Annotated in this window: 15 protein-coding genes and 3 pseudogenes; 12 read left to right on the plus strand and 6 right to left on the minus strand. The window is 69.5% G+C overall.

Translation table 11 applies throughout. The features are described from left to right. Window positions 1-348: 348 nt before the first annotated feature. Both nhaA and ABZ078_RS21560 read right to left on the minus strand, forming a co-directional pair. Entirely contained in the window at window positions 349-1,668 is a 1,320-nt protein-coding gene (nhaA, locus tag ABZ078_RS21555) for a Na+/H+ antiporter NhaA (RefSeq protein ID WP_356577440.1), read from the minus strand. Window positions 1,669-1,931: 263 nt separating this feature from the next. Continuing rightward, on the minus strand, window positions 1,932-2,789 hold the full coding sequence (locus ABZ078_RS21560) for an alpha/beta hydrolase (protein WP_356577442.1): 858 nt from the start codon (window positions 2,787-2,789) through the stop codon (window positions 1,932-1,934). Between the two features lie 88 nt (window positions 2,790-2,877). On the opposite strand from ABZ078_RS21560, the gene ABZ078_RS21565 reads away from it, so the two are divergent. After that, window positions 2,878-3,474, plus strand: coding sequence for a TetR/AcrR family transcriptional regulator (locus ABZ078_RS21565; protein ID WP_356577444.1), 597 nt, complete (start codon window positions 2,878-2,880; stop codon window positions 3,472-3,474). An 80-nt stretch (window positions 3,475-3,554) separates the two neighbouring features. Here ABZ078_RS21565 and ABZ078_RS21570 read toward each other — a convergent pair whose 3' ends face one another. Further along, a complete protein-coding gene (locus ABZ078_RS21570) occupies window positions 3,555-3,977 on the minus strand; it encodes a hypothetical protein (RefSeq protein ID WP_356577446.1) in 423 nt (140 codons plus the stop codon). A 71-nt stretch (window positions 3,978-4,048) separates the two neighbouring features. On the opposite strand from ABZ078_RS21570, the gene ABZ078_RS21575 reads away from it, so the two are divergent. Continuing rightward, window positions 4,049-4,672, plus strand: coding sequence for a TetR/AcrR family transcriptional regulator (locus tag ABZ078_RS21575; RefSeq protein ID WP_356577447.1), 624 nt, complete (start codon window positions 4,049-4,051; stop codon window positions 4,670-4,672). A gap of 203 nt (window positions 4,673-4,875) precedes the next feature. Continuing rightward, entirely contained in the window at window positions 4,876-5,214 is a 339-nt protein-coding gene (locus ABZ078_RS21580; RefSeq protein WP_356577449.1) for an IS3 family transposase, read from the plus strand. A 316-nt stretch (window positions 5,215-5,530) separates the two neighbouring features. On the opposite strand, the gene secD is transcribed toward ABZ078_RS21580, so the two are convergent. Together secD and ABZ078_RS21590 are read right to left on the minus strand one after the other, a co-directional pair. Then, a complete protein-coding gene (gene secD, locus ABZ078_RS21585) occupies window positions 5,531-7,882 on the minus strand; it encodes a protein translocase subunit SecD (protein WP_356577450.1) in 2,352 nt (783 codons plus the stop codon). A gap of 62 nt (window positions 7,883-7,944) precedes the next feature. Beyond that, window positions 7,945-8,343, minus strand: a complete 399-nt coding sequence (locus tag ABZ078_RS21590) for a hypothetical protein (protein WP_356577452.1) — start codon at window positions 8,341-8,343, stop codon at window positions 7,945-7,947. A 764-nt stretch (window positions 8,344-9,107) separates the two neighbouring features. Between ABZ078_RS21590 and ABZ078_RS21595 the strand changes: the two genes are divergently transcribed. The 8 genes and pseudogenes from ABZ078_RS21595 (at window position 9,108) to ABZ078_RS21630 (ending at window position 14,901) form a co-directional block, all read left to right on the plus strand. Beyond that, on the plus strand, window positions 9,108-9,329 hold the full coding sequence (locus ABZ078_RS21595; protein ID WP_356577453.1) for a type II toxin-antitoxin system VapB family antitoxin: 222 nt from the start codon (window positions 9,108-9,110) through the stop codon (window positions 9,327-9,329). Next, on the plus strand, window positions 9,326-9,736 hold the full coding sequence (locus tag ABZ078_RS21600; RefSeq protein WP_356577455.1) for a PIN domain-containing protein: 411 nt from the start codon (window positions 9,326-9,328) through the stop codon (window positions 9,734-9,736). The genes ABZ078_RS21595 and ABZ078_RS21600 overlap by 4 nt, the downstream gene beginning before the upstream one ends. A 646-nt stretch (window positions 9,737-10,382) precedes the next feature. Beyond that, a pseudogene (locus ABZ078_RS21605) lies at window positions 10,383-10,484 on the plus strand (FtsX-like permease family protein); the annotation flags it as partial. Between the two features lie 324 nt (window positions 10,485-10,808). Beyond that, complete coding sequence (locus tag ABZ078_RS21610; protein WP_356577536.1) at window positions 10,809-11,072, plus strand: hypothetical protein; 264 nt, start codon at window positions 10,809-10,811, stop codon at window positions 11,070-11,072. Continuing rightward, window positions 11,041-11,370, plus strand: coding sequence for a hypothetical protein (locus ABZ078_RS21615; RefSeq protein WP_356577457.1), 330 nt, complete (start codon window positions 11,041-11,043; stop codon window positions 11,368-11,370). The genes ABZ078_RS21610 and ABZ078_RS21615 overlap by 32 nt, the downstream gene beginning before the upstream one ends. Before the next feature lie 1,006 nt (window positions 11,371-12,376). Beyond that, window positions 12,377-13,906 (plus strand): glycosyl hydrolase family 28 protein, encoded by a 1,530-nt coding sequence (locus tag ABZ078_RS21620; RefSeq protein ID WP_356577459.1) that lies wholly within the window; start codon window positions 12,377-12,379, stop codon window positions 13,904-13,906. A 220-nt stretch (window positions 13,907-14,126) separates the two neighbouring features. Continuing rightward, window positions 14,127-14,267: pseudogene (locus ABZ078_RS21625) on the plus strand (SDR family NAD(P)-dependent oxidoreductase); the annotation flags it as partial. Between the two features lie 448 nt (window positions 14,268-14,715). Continuing rightward, window positions 14,716-14,901, plus strand: a complete 186-nt coding sequence (locus tag ABZ078_RS21630) for a DUF1737 domain-containing protein (RefSeq protein ID WP_356577460.1) — start codon at window positions 14,716-14,718, stop codon at window positions 14,899-14,901. 272 nt (window positions 14,902-15,173) lie between these two features. Here ABZ078_RS21630 and ABZ078_RS21635 read toward each other — a convergent pair. Further along, a pseudogene (locus ABZ078_RS21635) lies at window positions 15,174-15,470 on the minus strand (PfkB family carbohydrate kinase); the annotation flags it as partial. A gap of 264 nt (window positions 15,471-15,734) precedes the next feature. On the opposite strand from ABZ078_RS21635, the gene ABZ078_RS21640 reads away from it, so the two are divergent. Further along, a complete protein-coding gene (locus tag ABZ078_RS21640; protein ID WP_356577533.1) occupies window positions 15,735-16,727 on the plus strand; it encodes a LacI family DNA-binding transcriptional regulator in 993 nt (330 codons plus the stop codon). Window positions 16,728-16,825: the final 98 nt, after the last annotated feature.

Here is a 16,825-nt window from a genome sequence, read left to right on the forward strand (position 1 = left end):
CTCAGTGCGGCCGGGCCGCGGTCATGGCGAGAATCCCTGCCATGGCGAGGATCGCTGCCATGGTGAGCCGTCTCCGTGAGCCTCGGCTTCCTCGGTCCGTGGGCAAGGGCCGTCGTGCTCCGTGGGGAAGTGCGGCCGTGGTGCCGGGCCCTGCCGCCCGTCTCCCACGCGTTCCTCAGCGCTGCGGGCGTCGATGACGTCGCCGGTCGCCTCCTCGTCGGACATCAGCCGGTCGGCCGTTCGCGGGTCGCCGACGGGTCGCCGACGGTCGCCGCACGCCGGTGGCGGTGTACGCCTACGGTCACCGGGTGTGGCCGTCTCCTGCGGCGGGCTGTCGGGCCTCAGCCGTCACCGGCGGCGCCGGGCGCGGCTCGGGCTCGTGCCGCGCTGGTAGATGTCGGGGATGCCGTCGGCGTCCTCGTCGAGGTGCTCCGCCTCCCACAGCCTGCGGTAGATGCTGTTACGCCGTTTGACCAGCAGCGCGGCCATGCCGGCGGCGAGCAGTGAGCCGACCAGTACAGCGGCCTTGATCCGCTCGGTGTCAGCCGGGTCGGCGAACGCCACCTCGCCGATGAGCAGGGCGACGGTGAACCCGATTCCGGCGAGAACCGCGAGGGCGAAGACGTCGGCCCAGGCCAGGTCGGGGTTGAGCCGGGCCCGGGTGTACCGGGCGGCGAGGTAGGTTCCCGCGAAGATCCCCACGGCCTTGCCGACCACCAGGCCAAGCACCACGCCCAGCGGCTCGGGACGGGTGAACACCTGGCCCAGCACGGGAACGGAGATGCTCACCCCGGCGGCGAACAGGGCGAACAGGGGGACGGCGACACCGGCTGACACCGGACGCAGCAGGTGCTCGGTGCGCTCCCCGGGCGAGGCGTCCTCGCCCGTCCCCTGGTCGCGGGCACAGCGAAGGATCAGTCCCATCGCCACCCCGGCCACGGTGGCGTGCACCCCGCCGTTGTACATCAGCGCCCAGATGACCACGGCCAGGGGCACGTACCACCACCATCCGCGCACCCTGAACCGTTGCAGCAGGTAGAAGACGACCAGCCCGCCGACGGCCCCTCCGAGGGCTACCGGGTTCAGGCGGCCGCTGAAGAACAACGCGATGACCAGGATCGCGCCCAGGTCGTCGACGACCGCCAGGGTGAGCAGGAAGGCCCGCAACGCGGTCGGCATGTGGGTGCTGAGCACGGCGAGGACCGCGAGTGCGAAGGCGATGTCGGTCGCCATCGGCACCGCCCAGCCGCCGGCACGGCCGCCACCGGCAGCGGCCGTGGCCAGGTAGATCCCCGCGGGAACCACCATGCCGCACGCCGCGGCGACCACGGGCAGGACCGCGGTCGCCGGGGTGCGCAGCCGGCCGGCCACGAGTTCGCGTTTGAGCTCGATCCCCGCGACCAGGAAGAAGACGGTGAGCAGCCCGTCGGCGGTCCAGTGCTGCACCGACAGATCCAGCCCGAGTGCCGCCACTCCGAAGTGGACGTCGCGCAGCGCCTCGTAGCTCCCGCGCCACGGGGTGTTCGCCCACACCAGCGCCACCAGGGCGGCGATCAGCAGCACCAGGCCGCCGACCGTCTCCGTTCGCAGGGCCCGGGCCACCTGTATGCGTTCCGGCCAGGGCAGCAGTCCGAGGAAGACCGAAGGCTCGCGCGGGGCAGCAGGCATCGGGAGGACCTCCGGCCGCGGGCAACGGGCTGCGCACGAGCCCTCCGGCCTATGGCTCATTCATCACATCTCCTCCACCGTAGCCCGCCCACAGCCAGCCGCCCGTGGTGCGGGACCGCCCGGGGACTGACGCGAGGCGGCACCGCCACGTCCCGTCTTCGAACGGTCGCGCCCGACCCGCGACGTTCACGCCATCGGGATCGCCGTCAGGTGGCCAACGGCAGCCCAGGTCCCTGACCCGAGGTCGCCAACCGCCCGCGCGCTCAGTCGATGTGCCGGACCGGCTCTGCTCCGGTCGCGACCAGGAAGTCGGTGAGCGCTTCGGCCAGTTGTTCAGGCTGATCCTCGGGGACGAGGGTGGAAGAGTCGGCGATCTCGATCAGTTGGCCCTTCGGGTACAACTCTGCCAGTCGGGGGCCGTGTTCACGGGGCATCAGTCGGTCTTCGGCCGCCCAGACGACCAGCACAGGGCGGTCGAAATCACGCAGCTGCTCGCTCCACGCCAGCAAGGCCTCACGCTTGGGCGCCGAGGTGGCGAACTTGGCGAAGTCCCGGCGAATGGCCCTGCTCCGGGTCGCGGGAGCGAACCAGTCGTCCATGATCTCGTCCGGAACCCCTCGCAGGCTCATCCCGCCGTATCCGTTGCGGTTGTTCCGGAACGAAGGGACACGCATCAACCGCGTCAGAAGCCAGACGCCGCCGGGAACCCTGCACACGGTCGCCAATGCCTTGGCCGGTCCCGGGGGAAAGTTGTCGAACGCCTCGCAGGCCACCAGCACCAGCCGCGCGACCTTCCGGCCCTGATCTTCCGACACCAGGAACTGGCCACCGCCCCAGTCGTTGAGGACGAGGGTCACTTCGTCCAGTCCCAGCCGTGCGATGAACTCACCCAGCAGTCGCGCGACACCACGGTGGGAGAGGTCGGCGTCCGGGTTCATCGGCTGGCGATGACCGCCCAGGGGCAGCGTGGGCAGGATGCAGCGATACCCGTCCAGCAGGGGTACCACCTTGCGCCACTGCGTCTCGTTCATCGGCAGACCATGGCCGAACACCAGCACCGGCCCTTCGCCGCCGGTGTCCTGATAGTCGATCGGTCCGGACGACAGCTCGATCCGCAGCATCGCACCCCCATTTGATAGATCGTTCTACTGTAATCTAGTAGGGCCGATCGGGCATGCCAAGACCGTGGCGCGGAAGGGGCGAAGAGTCATGGCACAGCGACCGCCGGACACGCGGACCAGGATCCAGGGTGCTGCCACGGAGCTGTTCCGGCGTCACGGGTACTCGGGCACCGGTCTGAAGCGGATAGCGACGGAAGCGGAGGCGCCTTTCGGGTCGATCTACCACTTCTTCCCCGGCGGTAAGCAGCAACTGGCCGAGGAAACGATCCGCACGTCCGGAGCCGCATACGGCCGGATGGTGATGGCAGTGCTGACCGGTGTTCCGGACCCGGTCGAGTCCGTCCTGCACGTCTTCGAGGCGGCCGCGGACGACCTTGCCGCGACCGATTACGCCGACGCGTGCCCGATCGCGACGGTGGCGTTGGAGGTCGCCAGCACCAATGAGGTCCTACGGGTCGCGACGGCGGAGGTTTTCGCCGAGTGGGTCAACGCCGGTGAACAGTGGTTCGGCCGCTGGGTGCCCGACGAGAGCGCGGCGCGATCACTCGCGTACTCGATGATCATGATCCTGGAGGGGGCGTTCGTACTCTCCCGGGCCGCCCGCGATCCGGAGCCCCTGCGGGTGGCCGGCCGATCCATGGCCGAGCTGCTGCGCACAGCCATCGAGCAGACCCGCGAGAGCTGAATTCAATTGCTGTCCGCGTGGGACCGCCCCCCCGTGCGAGTGGTTCATCCGTAGTCCGCGCAGTTACTGTCCGGTCTCGCTCAATCCGAGGTGTCGCACCGAGTGCCCGAGGTCGTCTGCGGAGGGGCAGCGGCGACCAGCAGTGCCGCGAACAGGAGGGGGGCGACTGTCTGGTAGCCCATCCAGACTTCACCCCCGGCGGTGCTGCCCTGCCACGCCATCAGGAGGCCGGTCAGGGTCGCCAACACCCAGCCACCGTCGTAGGCAATCATGAGCTGCGTGTAGGTGCGCATCGACCGGCTGCGCGTGTATCTGATCTCGATGCCGCCGCCGATCAGCAGGGCCGCGCCTGAGACGACCATCAGCCAGGCCGGTGCGCCGAGTAACCGGCCGAGCGGGGCGGCGCCGGCGATGGAGACCGCGGCAAGCAACACCTTGAAGGCGCCATCGGCGATGGCACCCACCGTCTGACGGGTCACCCGCGATGCCACGACCTGGGCCATGAGCATCCTCCTCCATGCTTGTCCCGACCGATTTTCCGTAACAAGATTACGGTAATAATCAAGTTATGAGAATGACGAGAGCTGAGGCCAAGGAACGCAACCGCCGCGCCTTGCTGGACGCCGCGTTCCAGGTCGTGTCCCGGGACGGGTACCGGGCCAGGCTTGAGGAGATCGCCGAACGCGCCGACCTGACCACGGGCGCCATCTACTCACTGTTCGGGAGCAAGAACGGCCTGATGGTCGCCCTGGTCGCCGACCACCTGCGGCCGCACTACGAGGGGATCGAGCAGGCGGTTCCCGCTGGACTTGATCTACTGGAAGCGGTCGACGCCTTTGCCCGGTACTACCGGCGCAGTTGTGACGCCCCGGACGCGCTGTCCCGCCTGTCCCTCCAGATCACCTTGCTGGACATGGCCCTGCATGACCCGGAGCTGGGGTCCCAACTCGCCACGTCCATCCGGTCGCAGGAGGAGCATCTGATTACGCTGTTCACCGGAAGGTCGCACAACGGAAGCGTCGTGACGTCGCGACAGGCTCAACGCCTGACCACCGCGCTCAGGGCGCTGTTCGTCGGCCTCAGCCAGGGCGTCCCCCTCGGTCTTGCCCCTGGTGCCGACGAGCAGTACTTCGCCGACGCTGCCCTCGCTCTGGCGTCCGGGATGCCCTTCGTCGATCACGACGCGGATGCTTCGTGACGCCCAGTCAAGACGGGGCGTCTTCGGGTTCAGCGCGGTGCATCAGATCCACGACGACTTCCACCGAGCCGAAAAGTCCGTTGCGGAGCAACGGGAGCGTGATGCTCGGGGACGGTGGTCCAGGCGGAAGGCTTGCTCAACTCCGCGACGGGTGAGGGCGGACGAGGCAGCGCACAGGACTACAAGGCCGGGCACGGGGTCGAGTGCGGCATCAGTCGCCTCAGGACAAGCGCGCGTGTGAACTGCTGCAGGTCTCCCGAGCCGCCTTCTACGCCCGCCGCACTGGCAGGCCCGTTCCGCGGGCCATCCGCGATGCCGAGCTGACCGAGAAGATCACCGAAGTCCACGACCGGTCCCGCGGAACCTACGGGGCCCCGCGGGTTCACGCCGTCCTGCAACGACAGGGCGAGGACTGCGGACGGCGCCGCATCGCCAGATTGATGCGCAATGCCGGACCGCAGGGCCGGCACCGCAGGCGACCGCGGTTGACGACGGTCCCCGGACCCGCGGGCCTCCGCCCGGCCCGACCTCATCGGCCGTGACTTCGCTCCCGATCCGGACGGCCTCGACGCCAAGCCTCGCACTCCTGGAGAAGGGCGGTCGACGCGGGCCATGGCCGACCTGCGGGGAGGGGGAGAGAGAAGCGCAGCAGCGTATCTGCCCGGTGCCCACGAGACCGTCCGTCTCCCAGCCACCCCGCAGGTGCGGATCTTCCGCGGCGCGCGCGAGGCGTCACCCGCCAGGAGGCGCTCCACCCGTACCGTCATCCCCAATCCGGCCTCTGCGGGGATGACGAGGCGGCCGGTGGGGATGCGCTCGGCACCCATCCGCGTCATCCTCGCGAGCCTCCGCGCGTCCTCACACCACAGCGCCTGAATCCCGCGCCCGCCCGCGTCGCTCCAGCGGACCGCGCGCCCCGCTGTCCTCGCTGCGCCCGGGGCGCACCGGCGGCGCCGGGTGGCTGCCTTCGAGCTGCACGGCGATCGGCACGGCGGTGAACACCGTCGACGCCATACCGATCACCACGCCGGCGATCAGCGCCACCGAGAAGTCCGCGAGCGAGTCACCGCCGAGCACGGCCAGGGCCGCCAGGATGAACAGCGCGCCCATACCGGTGTTCACCGTGCGCGGCAGCGTCTGGATGACGGCCTTGTTCGCGGTGGTCTCCAGGTCCGCCGCCGGGTCGCGGCGGCGTGCCTCGCGCACCCGGTCGAAGACGACGACGGTGTCATTGACGGAGTACCCGATGACCGTGAGCAGGGCCGCCAGGAAGACGCTGTCGACGGGCTTGCCGAGCCAGGCGAACAGGCCCACCACAAGCAGCACGTCGTGCACCATGGCCGAGACCGCCGCGGCGGCGAACGTCCACCGGAACCGCACGCTGAGGTAGATCAGCTGGGCCGCGACGGCGATGCCGAGCGCGATGAGCGCGTGCCGGCGCAGTTCGTCGCCGAGGCTCGGGCCGATCAGCTCGTCCCGCTCGACGGTGACCTCGCCGCCCTCCTTCGCCAGCGCCGTCTTGATCGTGTGCTGCTGGTCGTTGCTCAGCTCACCGGTGCGTACCGAGATGTCCCCGTCCCCCGACTCCTGCACCACCGCGCGCGGGAACCCGGCGTCCGTGACCGCCGTCCGCGCCGCGTCCACGTCCACGGGCCTGCTGGTGCTGTACTCCACCAGGCGCCCACCGGTGAACTCCACCCCGAAGTCCAGGCCGCGCAGGCCGATTCCGGCGACGGCGACCACGATCAGCAGCGCGCTGAAGCCGAGCCAGCGGCGCCGGTGGTGCACCAGGCGGGGTTTGCGGTGCGCGAGCCAGGCACGCACCCGGCCGGTGGAGGTGATCCCGGTCAGGCCGGGCCGGCCCCGCACGTAGCGGCGCCGGATCGCGAAGTCGGCGAGGACCCGGGTGATCACCAGGGCCGAGATCATCGAGACGAGGACACCGATGGAGAGCGTGACGCCGAAGCCCTTGACGGGTCCGGTGGCGAAGAAGAAGAGCAGCCCGGCCGCGAGCAGCGTGGTCACATTCGAGTCGACCACCGCGCTGAAGGTCTTGCCGAAGCCGGTGCGCAGCGGCTTGTCCAGGTGCGCCGCTGCCGCCGGTGCCGACTTCAGGGCGCGGACTCCCAGATACTCCTCGCGGGCACGCTCGAAGACCAGCACGTTCGCGTCCACCGCCATGCCGATCGCCAGGACGAAACCGGCGAGTCCGGGCAGGGTCAGGGTCGCGCCCAGAGCGACCAGTGCGGCGTAGGAGATCAGCCCGTACAGCGCGAGCGCGAGGGTGGCCAGGGCGCCGAGCAGCCGGTAGACGACGAGGATGAACAGCCCCGTCAGGGCGAGCCCGATGATCGCGGCCTGGGTGCTGGCGGCGATGGCGTCGGCACCGAGCGTGGGGCCGACGGTGCGCTGTTCCACGACCTCCACGGGCACCGGCAGCGCACCGCCCTTGACGAGCGCGGCCAGCTCGCGGGCCTCTTCCCGGCCGAAGCCGCCGGTGATCTGCGTGGAGCCGCCGGAGATGCCGACCTCGCACGCCACGTCCGCGTTGACGCCGGGCGCCGAGAGGACCTTGCCGTCCAGGACGATGGCGACGCGCCGCTCGGGGGCGCCCTGCGGGGCGCAGGCCGCCGCCCCGGTGATCCGTGCCCAGTCCTCGCCTGCCTGGCCGCGGAAGGTGAGGTTGACCATCCAGCCCGACATCCTCTGCTGGTCGAGCACCGCCTCGGCGTCCTTGACGCCCTCGCCGGTCAGGGCGGTGGGCCCGAGTTTGAGGAACGCTCCCTTCAGGTCGGGATCGGCCAGGGTGCGCGAGCCGTCCTCGGCCGGCTTCCCCTTCTTCTCCTCCTGCTTGTCCGTCACGCCCTGCACCGGGTGGACGGTCAACTGAGCGGTGCGGCCGATGACTTCGGCGGCCTCGCGCGGGTCCTGAACGCCGGGCAGCTCGACGAAGATCCGCTGCTGTCCGGACCGGTACAGGCTCGGCTCGGACACGCCGAGCGCGTCGATCCGCTGGCGGAGCACCTCCAGGGCCCGCTGGGTCGATTCGGCATCGGCCTTGACGACGGGTGAGTCCTTGGTCTCCAGGACGATCTGGGTGCCGCCGCGCAGGTCGAGGCCGAGGCGGGCGGACTGGGTGAGAGCGAAGAAGAGCGAGGCGGCGATCACACCTAGGGCGACGATCGCCCGCCACATGGGCGCGCGAGACATGGGTTCTCCACGATGGGCAGGCAGACGGAACCGACGTCTGCCCCGGGCGCGGAGGCGAACGGTCAGGCGTCGATGCGGACTTCAGTGCTCCATCGCGACGGCGGCCCGCGCGGCCGACACACGTGCCCGCCCCGGCTCGCTCCCGCGGCCGCGACCACCACGGCCACGGCGGGACCGCCGACAGCGCGGTGCGGGGCTGCCTCCCCGGCGCCAGGGCCCAGGAAGCCGTGGATCGGGTACGGCACGGCGGGGGCGTGCGCGAGCGCGGGGTGCGCCACGGTGACGGGTCGCTGCGCGTCGGCGGTCGCGGACGCCTGCGCGGTCGCTGCCGCGGCCGTGCCCGTCGAGGACAGGCGGGACGCCGACTTGGCCGACACCGGCAGGAGGAAGGTCAGGACCGCGAGCAGCGCGGAGAGCACGACGGCGGCCGGACGCGTGGGGTGTGCGCGGTGCTGCTGCACGCCTCTTGCCCCCGGTCAAGTCGTCGTACGCGATCAGCGGTTGGGCACTGCGAGCCGACACCCGGCTCGTCCGGCCATCAGTGACAGGAACGCCGTCGGGCGCCCGGAGGTTCCCGACTCCCCGCAGGAATATCGCTGTTGGCGGGATGCGCTGGTGCGCCGGTGCGGCGGCACGGAAGTGCACCTCGGCAGCCGGAGTCGGCTACGCCCCTTCTTTCACGGATATCGGCGATGCGCTCCTGGCCAGGAAGGTGGATGAGCTCTCGACCACCACTGCGCGTCCGTCGAAGCGCCGCCGTCATCGCGGCGAGTACGTCCTCGGCGACACCCGCGTCGACCGCGACCGTCGCGATCTCCTCACCAGTGGCCAGCGCGGGGCAGCACCGGTTCGACCATGGCCGCATCCCGGGTCGGCAGGCCCAGCAAAAACAAATCCCAGGCCACGCGACGGCGCTGCCGGGCCCACCTTACTGCTGACCTGCGGGGACGCGTCGTGCTGACGCCGTTGCGCGGGCGGGATCTGGGCCTCGCCACCGCTGTTGCCCGTGGTCGTCCGCTCTTACGGGCACCCTGTGGACACGGGGAGCGACCAGCAGCCGGGTCATGTGTGCGGGCGACGTTTCGCCGACCGGACCGCATCGCGTCTCGGCCTGATCTGGAGTGTGCGTCGCGACTGCACACGTCGGGATCCGGCACCCGGACGTGCGCTATGTTGGTAACGTATTCTGCTATGTACATCGCCAACACTATGTGGGAGGTGACGCATGTCCGTGACCCAGATCGACATCGATGACGACGCCCTGGCACGCACCATGGCTCTGTCCAAGGTCAGGACCAAGAAGGAGGCAGTCAACCTCGCTCTGCACTTCTACGCCGAACAGCAAGAGCGCGCGGCGCGCATCAGCCGTCACTTCGAACGTGCGCGTGAGTGGGGTGCCGTAGAGGCTGCAGAGCGTTTGCACCAAGCGGAGAAGCGCAGCCGGTGATCTACTTGCTCGACACGTCCGGCCTGGTCCGGCTGCTCCGCGATCCAAAGCTGCAATCGGCCTGGTACGACGCGATCGACGCCGGGGCCATCGCATCCTGCTACGTGCAACGCGTCGAGTTTCTCCACAGCGCCCGGAACGGACGCGAGTACGACGAGATCACGGAGATGTTCACTGATCTCTACCCGGACGTGTCGGTGCCGAAGAACGCGGGGCGCTGGATCGGCGCGGTGCAACACCGTATGGCCCGGGCAGGGGAACACCGCGGCGCCTCGGCGGTGGACCTCGTCATCGCCGCCACCGCGGCCCACCACGGTCTTGCTGTCCTCCACGACGATGCCGACTACCGCGCCATTGCCCGGCACGCATCCGACCTGATCGAGCACAACGTCCACGACGTCGCCTGAGGCGCTCCGGCCTTTCCGTCAGGTTGCGGGAAGGCGCCGACCAGGTCCGCGTCCCGCACACCCCGCACCGCTGCTGTCTGCTCGGAACGAAACCCGCCCGCACTCTCCTCGTCCCATCGGGTCCGACGAGTGGCCCGCGCGCAGTCTGCTGGGGGTGCTGTCGCCCCCGGCGCGGCGGGACCTGCTCGGCCTGGGTACCGAGGTCCGGTTCGACGTCAGCACCGCCTCGGGGCGCACGAGTGACCACGCATCCCACCCATTCCGTGAAACCACGTCGAACCACGTAGAAGTACGGGGTCCTCACCGGCATCCCGGATGTACGACTGCATGACCGGCGCCCGCAACGGGGAAGCGGGCGCCGGTCTGTTGTGCAGCAACACCGTTGATTTGTTGGCGGGTTGAGTGAAGTGACGGAACTTCTCCCCGAAGTGCGTGTACCGACTGGTCCTGGAGCCCGGAACCGACACCACCCGCGTCGCGACCGCCGCGCGACACGTCGTCGGCGGCGACGGCACCGTCCTGACCGGTGCCTCACGTGACGCGCTCGCCCCGAAGCAGGAGGAGATGACCCGCTGGATCGGCGGCCAGGTGCCTCACTGCCATGGCACTGCTCTCCGCCTTCGTCACGGTCTTCATCGTGTCCTCCATGCTCGCGTTCGCCGTCGCGCTGCGGCGCCGGGAGTTCGGCCTGCTGCGCACGATCGGCGCCACACCGCGACAGCTGAGGCGACTGGTGTACGGGGAGGCTCTGACAGTGGGTGCCGCCGGCGCGGCGGCGGGGGCACTGCTGGGCCTCGTACTCGCCCCCCGCCATGACCGGGTTGCTGATCGACGCGGGCTTCCAGCCGGCGGACTTCGAGGTGCGCATCCAGTGGTGGACACCGGCCGCGGCCTGGGCTCTGGGGGTGCTGGTCGCACTCCTCGGAGCGGAAACCGCGTCGCGACACGCAGCCCGGGTAAGGCCGCTGAAGGCCATGCGGGAGGCGGCGGTGGACGGTCGGCCGATGACGCGCCGGCGCTGGATCGCCGGGCTGGCGGCGACGGGCGTGGGCGCGGTCTGCTCGGTGGGGGCATGCCCTTCTCAGGGGCCGACGGCATGGTACTGCCGGCCCTCAGCACCGCGATGAGCCTGACGGCCGGCCTGACCCTCCTCGTACCGGCGCTGGTCGGGCCCGTGATCGGGGCGCTGACCCGGCCGCTCGCCCGGCGCCCCGGTGCGACGGCCCTGCTCGTACGCGAGAACATGATCACCGCCGTGCGCCGAACGTCCGCCACTGTCGATCTCGGTGGAGGCGTACGCGGCCTTGGACGACGCCGAGGAGGACCGGCTGGTTAGGTTTTTCACCCTGATCCTCGTCGCCGTGTCGGCGGGCTATACGGCGCTCGCCCTCGCTGCCACCCTGCTGACGGCCACCGCCGGCCGGGTGCGTGACTTCCGCGTCCTGCGCCTGTCCGGTGCGACACCGGCCCTGTTCGGCACGGTGCACGGCCTGCGCGAACGGCTCGGCATGCCAGTGGAGTTGTCGGTGGCCTGGCCCTGGGTCATCGGCGCGGTGGCCGGCTGCCTGATCTTCGCAACGACGGCCACCGTCCTCCCAGCGCGCACTGCTCTGCGGCGTATGCGGCGGGTCTGAGCAGGAGAGAAGCCTCCGCGCACTCTGGTGTTGCGCTAGTGGTGCACCACCGCCCCCGGGGCCGGACAACACGAAACCCCCGGGTCTTTGCCCTGGGGGTTTTCCTCAGAGCGGGTGACGAGAATCGAACTTGCGCTCTCAGCTCGGGAAGCGACGGCGCTTACGGGGGCACCCTCCTGACCTGCGCGGTTACCTCTTCCCTGGCTCGTCGTCGGGGGCGGATCGCACGGTTGTTGACCGCGGTTGTCCGCTCCTCTGGGCACGCCATGGGCAGGGTGCCCCGAGGGGGAGATCACGGCGCCTGTCCGGCCCCAGCGGCGGAGAGTGGCTCCGCTCCGCGTGGCGGCAAAGTGCGGCGGTCGCGACTGCACACCTGGGTACACCGTGTCTGATCTCCTGGCCGCTGCGCACCACGTGGCGTGGGCACTGCCCGCAGTTCGGAGTCGTGGTACCCGGGCGATGCGGTGGAGGCACCCGGGAGCGGGGAGGCTGTCCGCCGATCTCATCGCACTGCGCGCCGCGGGATGAGGCAACTTGCCGGGCAGTGTGAGCCGTTGGCCCAGTGACGGGCGGCCGTCCAGCACAGGGACGAATGACGTCACGGTCGGTCGGTGGCCGGCACGTCCGCAAGCTCCTGCGGATCCTGCCCGCCGCAATTGGCGGGTCCATCGTCCGCGGGTGTCCGCGCAGCAGGCGGCGCAGGCCTTCCTGGTCGACCTGCCGAGAGTGGCCACCGACTGCATCGCCAGCCTGCCGCTGTGTTGACCCGGCTGCCCGGCCCTGGCCGCCCGTTCCTCGACGACCACCCGTGGCCTCGCGTTGCCAAGCCGCGACCACCTTGCTTGTGAGCACCCAGCTATGGCAACCGGTTGTTTCGAAAACCCGCAGGATCTCTTGACGCAGATTTCACTCATGCCGCAGATTTCGGCATGGCGGATCAGCCCGTCGCCCCCACGCCCCGACTGTGGCCGCAGATGGCCGTCACCCGCGTTCATCAAGGAGTTCCATGAGCTCGTTCCTTTCCCGGCGCACCGCTCTCCAGACCGTCGGCGTCCTCGCCGCCGGCGGCTTGGCCACTGGCGTCGCGGGCACCGCACAGGCTGCCACCGCCTCGTCGGGAGCAACCGGTTCCACAGTAGACATCGTTGTCGTCCACCCAACGCTTCCGCAGGTTCCGGTCAACAACTCCTTCACCGTCAAGGTCCGGCCGCTCGGCGGCACCTGGCAGAGACTCGACGTCTATCTGGCCAAGCTCGCGCTGATCGACGCCACCACCGGCAGCAACAGAGCTCAGAACTCCTCCGTGGCCATGTTCGACTTCTCCGGCACCGTGGAGGTCGAGGTCACCTACAACTCGGGCGGCTTCGAGAAGGTCCGCATCCGTCCGGATTCGTACGGCATCAAGCCTGAGGTGCTCGGGAGCACCGCGCGCTTCACATTGGACCGGCCCCGCAACATCGTCGTCCAGGTCGACGACAAGATCTTCGACTGCCTGCACCTGCTCGCCAACCCCCTCGAGCAGAACCCACCCGCCGAGGGCGACAAGAACGTCATGTACTTCGGCCCCGGCCTGCACACCACCCCCGACCGGACGCTGAAGGTGCCCAGCAACACCACGGTCTACCTGGCCCCCGGTGCCGTCCTCACCTCCCAGGTGATCTTCGAGAACGTGGAGAACTCCCGGCTGATCGGTCGCGGCGTGCTCTACAACTCCCCCAACGGCGCGATATTCATCCGCAAGGTCGAGAACGTCACGGTCGACGGCATCACGATCCTGAACCCCCGGTACGAGAACATCCGAGTCGCCGAGTCGCAGAACCTCAAGATCAAGAACCTGCGCGCCTTCAGCCAACAGGGCTGGGGCGACGGCATCCAGCTCTACTGCTCCGAGAACGTCACGATCGACGGCTGCTTCCTTCGCACGTCCGACGACTCCGTCGCCCTCTACACCCACCGCTGGGACTTCTACGGCGACACCCGCAACATCACCGTCAAGAACTGCACCCTCTGGGCCGACGTCGCCCACCCGATCAACATCGGCGTGCACGGCAACTCCGAGAACCCCGAGATGCTGGAGAACCTGAACTTCGAGAACATCGACATCCTCGACCACCGCGAGCCGCAGGTGCTCTACCAGGGCGCCATCGCCTTCATGGTCGGCGACAGCAACCTCGTCCGGGACGTCAAGTTCGACAATATCCGCGTGGAGGACTTCCGCTGGGGCCAGCTCTTCCACATGCACATCACGAACAACCCGAAGTGGAACACCTCGGGCGGTCGTGGCATCGAGTCCGTCTACGTCAAGGACCTCAGCTACAACGGCAAGAACGCCAACCTCTCGCTGATAGCCGGCCTCGACGCGGAGCACGCCGTCAAGGACGTCACCTTCGAGAACCTCCGCGTCAACGGCAGGGTGATCGCCGACAGCGGGGGCAAGCCGGCGTGGTATCTGGCTGCGGACGGCGTGCCCATGTTCGTCAACGAGCACGTGAAGAACCTCCGTTTCCTCACCACTGAGGAAGCCGCGGCCCTGTAACCGCCGGGGGTCTGCCCCGGTGTCTTCTGCAGGGGCGCCGGGGGACTCGCGTGCACCGCCGTGTCGGCGAGCACCGACACCGTCATGCGCATGGACGCACTTCACCGAACTCGCGCAGGGCCGCTGGGACGTCCGCCTGAACCGCAAACTGCTGCGCGCCGCAAGGATCGGAGACAAGCTGCTCCTCGACCTCGAAAGCCCCAACGGCGCGGAGACCGTCATCGCGGTCGCCCAAGCCGTCCTGCCCCGCATGCGCGAGCGCCGCGCCGGGCACATCCTGTTAGTGACCTCCATGGGCGGTCTGCGCGCGTTCCCCGGCCCGGCCGCCTATCACGGCTCCAAGTTCGCCGTCGAGGGCATACGCGGCCGAGGAACGGTAGTCGGTGATCGCGGCGGGCCGCCACCTTGGCCGAGATCCGGGGCCCCTGCCCCTCGGGGAACCTCAGGACGGGCCGCGCGTAGACCTGGACGGGGGCTGACGGTGCCGGCACCCGTGACGGAGCGTCACGGCGCACGGCAGCACACCCCGGCATCACGGAAATCTTGTCAGGGCCGGAGAAGGCCGTACGCCGACACCCGTGCGTGCAGGAGCGCCCAGCTGCGCGCGCCCGGCCATGTCGCGCGCGCACTCATTGACCTCTTCACGGCGTAGAGGCTGAGTGGCGGTATATGAGCTGCCGTCGTCGTTTCGGTCACCACGGATCGGATTCGGCGTCAGGCGTGCCGGCTGCGCGACGACTCTCGGCCTCGGGAGCGATTGAGCTGGGGGTGTTCATGAACACTTGGCGCCGGCCTGAGATCCTTTTCTCATGAGCACACCACCGGACGGGTTGCCCGTCTACCGAGTCTTGACCGGCCCGGACGACGCCACGTTCTGCCACCGGGTGAGCGAGATGATCGGCCTTGGCTACGAACTGCACGAAGGCCCCGCTATCACCTTCAACGGTGAGAACGTCATCGTCGCCCAGGCGCTGATCTGGCCGGCACAGTCGTAGAAACCTTCACTCAGTTGTTTGAAGGTGGCTTGCTGCGGCCCCACTTCGCCTCGATCACCCAGCTCGGAGCCGGCGTCACGTCCGACCGCCTCAAGGGGACCCTGGATCCGCGGAACGCCCCCGACGCACAACCGGTCATACGGTAACCAACCAACGGACATCAGTCTGACCGTGCGTCGCCCAGCACATCCTCTGTCGTCTCCCTTCGGCTCACGCCCACTGAACAGGCCCGGCCCGCGGGCGTCGGACCAGCTCCGCACGTCGCCCTCCGGAGCCGCCTCGTCTGCCCGGGGCGGGTTCGCACCGGGGACGGAGCAGGTCAGCGCGGCCACGCGGGCGGCGAAGGAGGAGGCGTCGGTGATGTCGTCGAGACTCAGCCCGCCGAATCGGCCCCCGAGGTGGCCGAGGGCGGCGAGGCGATGCGGCAGGCCCGTCGTGAAGGAGTCCCCTGCGCCGACGGTGTCCACGACGTCGACGGCCGGGGCCGGGACGGTAACCCGTACTCAGTCGAGGGAAGCAACGGCGCCACGCCCGCCGAGGGTGATGACGACGAGGCGCACTCCGGCGGCGACTGGGGTCGGGGCCATGCTGACGTCTGCCTCTCTCAGGAACTGTGTGGGGTGTGGGGCCGCTCTGCCCCGCGCATGAGGCCCGATCCGGTGGCCGGATGCAGTCCATGCCGTAGGTATTGACATGCCGCTCAAGACGGACGTAACTTCCGTGCAACACAGAACTAACGCGCGTTACTAAAGCGCGAAACTGGAGGTGATGTCGCGCCTCCGCCCGGCCGAAAGGGACTGGAAGTGGCCACGAACAAGCCGAGTCGCGTCACCATGAGCGACGTGGCACGCCGCGCAGGCGTCTCGCGGACCACGGTCTCCTTCGTCCTCAACGACAAGCCCGGTGCCGTCATCCCGGACGAGACCCGTCGGCGGATCCTGGCGGCGATCGACGAGCTCGGCTACCGGCCCAACGCCGGGGCGCGGGCGCTGGCCGCGAACCGCAGCGGGTGGTTCGGGCTGATCACCGAGATCGTGACCGGCCCCTTCGCCGCCGAGGTGATCACGGGCGCGCAGAGCCGCGCCTGGGGTGACCGGAGGTTCCTGCTGATCGCCGCGAGTGAGGGCGACCCCGCGCAGGAGTCCGCCGCGCTCGACCAGATGCTGGAGCACCGCGTGGAAGGACTGCTGTACGCCACGACCTGGCACCGGGCCGTCACGCTGCCCAAGGCCGTCCGCGAGGTGCCGACGGTGCTCGTGAACTGCTACGACGCCGAAGGGGAGCTGCCGTGCATCCTCCCCGACGAGGAGTCGGGCGGATACCGGGCGACCCGTCGGCTGCTGGACGCCGGGCACACCCGCATCGGGTTCATCAACCTCGACCCGGCGATCCCGGCCGCCGTCGGCAGGCGCGAGGGGTACGAACGTGCCCTGCGCGAGGCCGGGATCACCCCCGAGCCCTCCCTCGTCGTCCCCGGCTGGGCCACCGCCGACGGTGCCTACGACGCCGCCTGCGAACTGCTGGACCGCCCCGTCGCCGACCGGCCGACCGCGCTGTTCTGCGGCAACGACCGGATGGCGATGGGCGCGTACGACGCGATCAAGGAACGTGGGCTGCGCATCCCGCACGACGTGGCCGTGGTGGGGTTCGACAACCAGGAACTCATCGCCGCCTATCTGCGGCCGAAGCTGACGACGCTCGCCCTGCCCTTCGAGGCCATGGGCACCCAGGGCGTGGACATGCTCGCCGCTCTCGCAGCGGGGCAGCCGCTCGACACCCACCGGGTGACGATCGACTGCCCGCTGCTCGAACGCTCGTCGGTCTGACCGCTAATCAGTCCGCCGAGGAATCCCATCCCGTCTTCGCCCTGTGTGTTGAAGAGAGGAAAAGAGTCCCCATTATGGCACCCTCCCGCATACCTTCA

The sequence above is a fragment of the Streptomyces sp. NPDC006385 genome (genome assembly GCF_040612485.1).
Taxonomy (GTDB): Bacteria; Actinomycetota; Actinomycetes; order Streptomycetales; family Streptomycetaceae; genus Streptomyces.